The sequence below is a fragment of the Streptomyces sp. NPDC019396 genome, assembly GCF_040632375.1.
GTDB lineage: Bacteria > Actinomycetota > Actinomycetes > Streptomycetales > Streptomycetaceae > Streptomyces.
This window is the reverse complement of the sequence record NZ_JBEYBS010000073.1, coordinates 1-4,000: the sequence shown is the minus strand read 5'-3', so window position 1 is coordinate 4,000 and position 4,000 is coordinate 1. Positions and strand designations below refer to the sequence as shown.

4 pseudogenes are annotated in these 4,000 nt (G+C 65.6%); 1 reads left to right on the top strand and 3 read right to left on the bottom strand.

The features are described from left to right. Window positions 1-345: 345 nt before the first annotated feature. Together ABZ532_RS31320 and ABZ532_RS31315 are read right to left on the bottom strand one after the other, a co-directional pair. A pseudogene (locus tag ABZ532_RS31320) lies at window positions 346-728 on the bottom strand (transposase); the annotation flags it as partial. 321 nt (window positions 729-1,049) lie between these two features. Then, window positions 1,050-2,251, bottom strand: a pseudogene (locus ABZ532_RS31315) (IS110 family transposase). A 508-nt stretch (window positions 2,252-2,759) separates the two neighbouring features. On the opposite strand from ABZ532_RS31315, the pseudogene ABZ532_RS31310 reads away from it, so the two are divergent. Beyond that, a pseudogene (locus tag ABZ532_RS31310) lies at window positions 2,760-3,152 on the top strand (transposase); the annotation flags it as partial. 57 nt (window positions 3,153-3,209) lie between these two features. Here the strand turns inward: ABZ532_RS31310 and ABZ532_RS31305 are convergent. Continuing rightward, window positions 3,210-3,480 (bottom strand): annotated as a pseudogene (locus ABZ532_RS31305) (ISAzo13 family transposase); the annotation flags it as partial. Window positions 3,481-4,000 lie beyond the last annotated feature (520 nt).

Genomic DNA, 4,000 nt, shown 5'->3' with positions numbered 1-4,000 from the left:
CTTCGGCTACCTCACCCCGTCCGAGACCCGACGGCATCAACAACACGCCCTCGCGGCATAACAAGATCGTGTCCAGGATCACGGGGAAACTTCAGTGCACCGCGGCGGCGGCCGTCTTCTCGCCGGGATGGCGGTAGGCAGTGCACGTCCTGGCGCGGCTGCGGCCCTGCTTGGGCGCCTCTGGCCTTGCGGTTCTTCAGCGACGTCGCAACGGTTTAGGACGATCCGGCGCTGGGTGGCCGGGGTCTGGTGGCCGGTCGGCAGGAGGAGGGTGGCTTGGAGGTGCAGTAGTCGAAGGCGCGCTCCAGAGCGGGGGAGTACTCCGGCATCTGCGCAGAGCCGGTTTATGGCCCTTGTGCGGTCGGCTGTGAGGTCGTAGCCGGGCGGTGAGGATCCGCAGGTCGATGGCGTTCTCGTCCTGCTTCTGCAGGGGCTGCAGGTCGCGGCGCATGCGTGCTTGGTCTGCGAGGACGAAATCGTCCTTCGCGTCCGTTTGGCCGTCACCACGATAGGAGCTGGAAGCGTGGTGGACGGTCCGGTCCGGCTGGGGATGTGGAGCAGCCGCTGGTTGTCGTTGGTTCAGCAGGGCAATCAGCAGCGCGGCCCCCGGCGTTCAAGTCGACTGCTCACGTCACCTCGCACCCGCCTGCCAGTGCCAGCACGTCACGGATCAAATCCAGCAGCTCGGCCTCGCTGTTCGGCGCTCGGTGCCCCAGGACCTTCTGGGCCGACACCACACCCGCTGCGACAACCTCCCTGACATCATCAGGTGCGTCGGCGACACCAATCCGATCAGCGAACAACCCAACACAACAAAACACTCGCACCGCCTGCCACACAGACGTGATCACGACGTCAGCCGCTACCCCGGCACGACCCCATGCCAATCTCACACGAGGCCGTAAGGGCTCGCAGAGATTCAGCATGCTGACTTGATCTCCGTGGGCTTGCTGTTCGCGAGGAACGAGGTGACGTCAGCAGGCGTGCGGAACCTGACTGTCGAGGGTGGAATGGTGTAGGTGCGCTAGGGGCGGATTCTATGGGTTTCGTCAACCCGTTGGGGCGGGTTGGGGTTCGTAGAAGGTGCCGTCGCGGAGCATCGCGAAGAGCACGTCGGCTCGGCGTCTGGCGAGGCAGAGGAGGGCTTGAGTGTGGTGCTTGCCCTGGCTGATCTTCTTGTCGTAGTAGGCCAGGGACGTCGGGTCGGCCAGAGCCGCGAACGCGGACAGGAAGAAGACCCGTTTGAGCTGCTTGTTTCCGCGGCGGGAGGTTGTTCGCCCCGGATCGAGGAGCCCGAGCTGCGGGTCGCCGGGGCGAGGCCGGCGTAGGCGGCGAGGTGGGTGGCGGACGGGAACGAAGTGCCGTCGCCGACGGGGATGAGGATCCGTGCTCCGGTCCTGACGCCGATCCCCGGTATGGACGTCAGGACCTTGGAAAGAGGGTGGCTCTCCAGCAGGTCCTCGATCCGGGCGGCGAGGAGTTTCCGCTGGTCAAGCACTGCCTGCAGCGAGTTGGCGAGGCTGGGGACGATCAGCGCGGCCGCGTCCGTGCCAGGAACGAGGACGGTCTGTTCGTCCAGGGCGGTGAGGATGTCCTCGATCAGTCGCTCGGCCATCCGTGGTGCTTTCGGGCGTATCAACGTCACGAGCCGTCGGCGTCCGGCCTTGCGGATCTGGGCAGGGGAGCCGAACTGGTGGAAAAGCCTGAGCACCGCCGGGTGCTGCACTCGCGGGCCCAGCTCCCGTTCCAGCGACGGGTGGATCTGTGTCAGCAGGCCCCGCAGCCGGTTGCTGATCCTCGTTGCTTCAACGGCCAGGTCGTCGTCGAAGCCCACGATCATCTCCAGCTCGGCGATCGTCTCGTCTTCGAGATCGACCGAGCGGAGGGTGTGCGGCATGAAGCGGGCCGCGTCGGCGATGACGAAGGCGTCGCGGGCGTCGGTCTTGGCCTCGCCTGGGTAGAGGTCCGCGATCCGCCGCATTGTCAGTCCGGGCAGATAGGCGACCGGGCAGCCCATGTCCCGGGCGACCGCCGAGGGCAGGGCCCCGATGGAGGCCGGCTGGTCGACCACCACGAGCACGGTTCCGTGCTTGGCCTGCAGCTTGCCGAAGACCTCGCGGAGCTTGGGTTCGCTGTTGGGCAGCCGCTTGTCGAAGGCCTTCTTCCCGGCCGGGGTGACGGCAGTGGCGTGGTGTTCGCCCTTGCCGACGTCCAGGCCGAGGAAGACACTGATGTCGCTGACGTCGATCACGTGCGTCCTCCGGTCGTCCCTGCCCGGCCGTGCCACGGCACCGATCGCCACATCCACATTACGAAGAGCCTCCCGACCTGCGGAAAGGTCGGTGGTCATGCCCCTAATCAGCGGTCTGTCGATGCCTCCGGAGCCGGTGACACCACCCCCCAGGCCATGCGTTCGACAGGGGGAGAAAGTCATGCCAACTCCGGAGGCCCGGCGCCCCATTTGCGGGGCCGCGAAGAAGGTAACTGTGATAGTCGGCCTGCGGCGCGGGATGGGTTGCTGCCAGGCTGGCGTTGACGTTCCGGTATGACGCGCAAGGTAATTGGCGGCTCGTCAGAGCCTGCCGTGCCCCCGAGATGTCTACTGGACGTCGGCGTCGGCCTGGCCCACCCCGTTGGCTTGATCAGCAGCTTGTCCGCCATTTCGACGTGACTCATCACAGTTCTGCCACGCGGTGACTCCACCCAGGCCGGCGCCGACCACGGTCGCCCAGCTCTTGAAGGAGAACCACCGCGTGACCATGCTCGCAGAACGTGTCGATGGCGTCATCGGCATCGACACCCACCGGGACACCCTCGCCGCAGCCGCGGTCAGCCCCATCGGTGCCGTCACTGCCACCACCGATGCCCCCGCGAACGCACGGGGCTACCAGCGCCTGCTGGACTTCGCCCGCCAGCATGTTCCCGGCCGCCGATGCTGGGCTCTCGAAGGGGTCGGTAGTTACGGAGCCGGTCTGGCCGCCTTCCTGGACCAAGCTGGCGAACAGGTCGTCGAAGTACTGCGTCCCAAGCGGCCAGCGGTCCGCGGCGGTCGCAAGACCGACATGATTGACGCCATCCGGGCAGCCAAGGAAGCCCTGGTCAGCGAACACCTCATCCAGCCGAGGCTCCGAGGAGAGCGCGAGGCCTTCCGAGTCCTTATCGTCACCCGCCACGGCGCCGTCCTCGCTTCCACCGCCGCGATCAACCAGGTGAACGGCTCTGATGAGAGTGCTGCCGTTTACTCCGAAGAGCTTGGAGAGAGGTCTCGGGTGCCGAGTTTGCGCAGGTAGAGCTCGGTGGCTAGGGCTCTGTGAGCCTGGTCAGCCTGTCTTGCGCTCCTGCGCCGCGAGCGCGGATGCGCTCACCTTCTCGTTGCTCGAGCCGTCCCTGCTCACGTAACTCCTTGAGATTGGCGGTAAGTTGCTTGAACGAGCTCGTCCGTGCCGGTTCGGGCATGCCGGTAAGCTCCGGATTGCGCAAACACCCCGTGCCGACCGGCAGGGACGGGCCGGCTGATCACAGGTGTGAGCCCGGATCCATCCATCAGGGCGTCTTTCAGACCGCAAAGCTGTGGCGCACGAGGCCGGGGCTCTCTTATGCCCCTCAGTGATCCGCGGATAAATGAGCGAGATTTACTCACCCAAGTTGTGTCCGTGGACTGTCGAATGAGGACAACTTTAGTCAGTTGGTACGCGCGCGGCGCGCGCCTGAATTTCCGTGCCCGCGTGGCACGCCGGAGGGGGTTTTCGTCTGTGATCAACCAGAGAAGGGCTGTAAAGACGGCGGCGTTGGTCGTGGCCATCACTGCATGCACTGCGATGGCTTCAACAAGTGCCGTAGCGCACGTTACTCGTCATGACCAAGTGTCTCACCCTGCTGCGCGTTCTGATCTGTACTCGGATGAAACCCATGTCGACCACGACCTCGAGGGTCCGTTCAGCAAGCAGCAGGAGCAGGAGCGCAAGGCGGCTCTGGAGCGCGTGCTCTCCGGCCAGTCGAC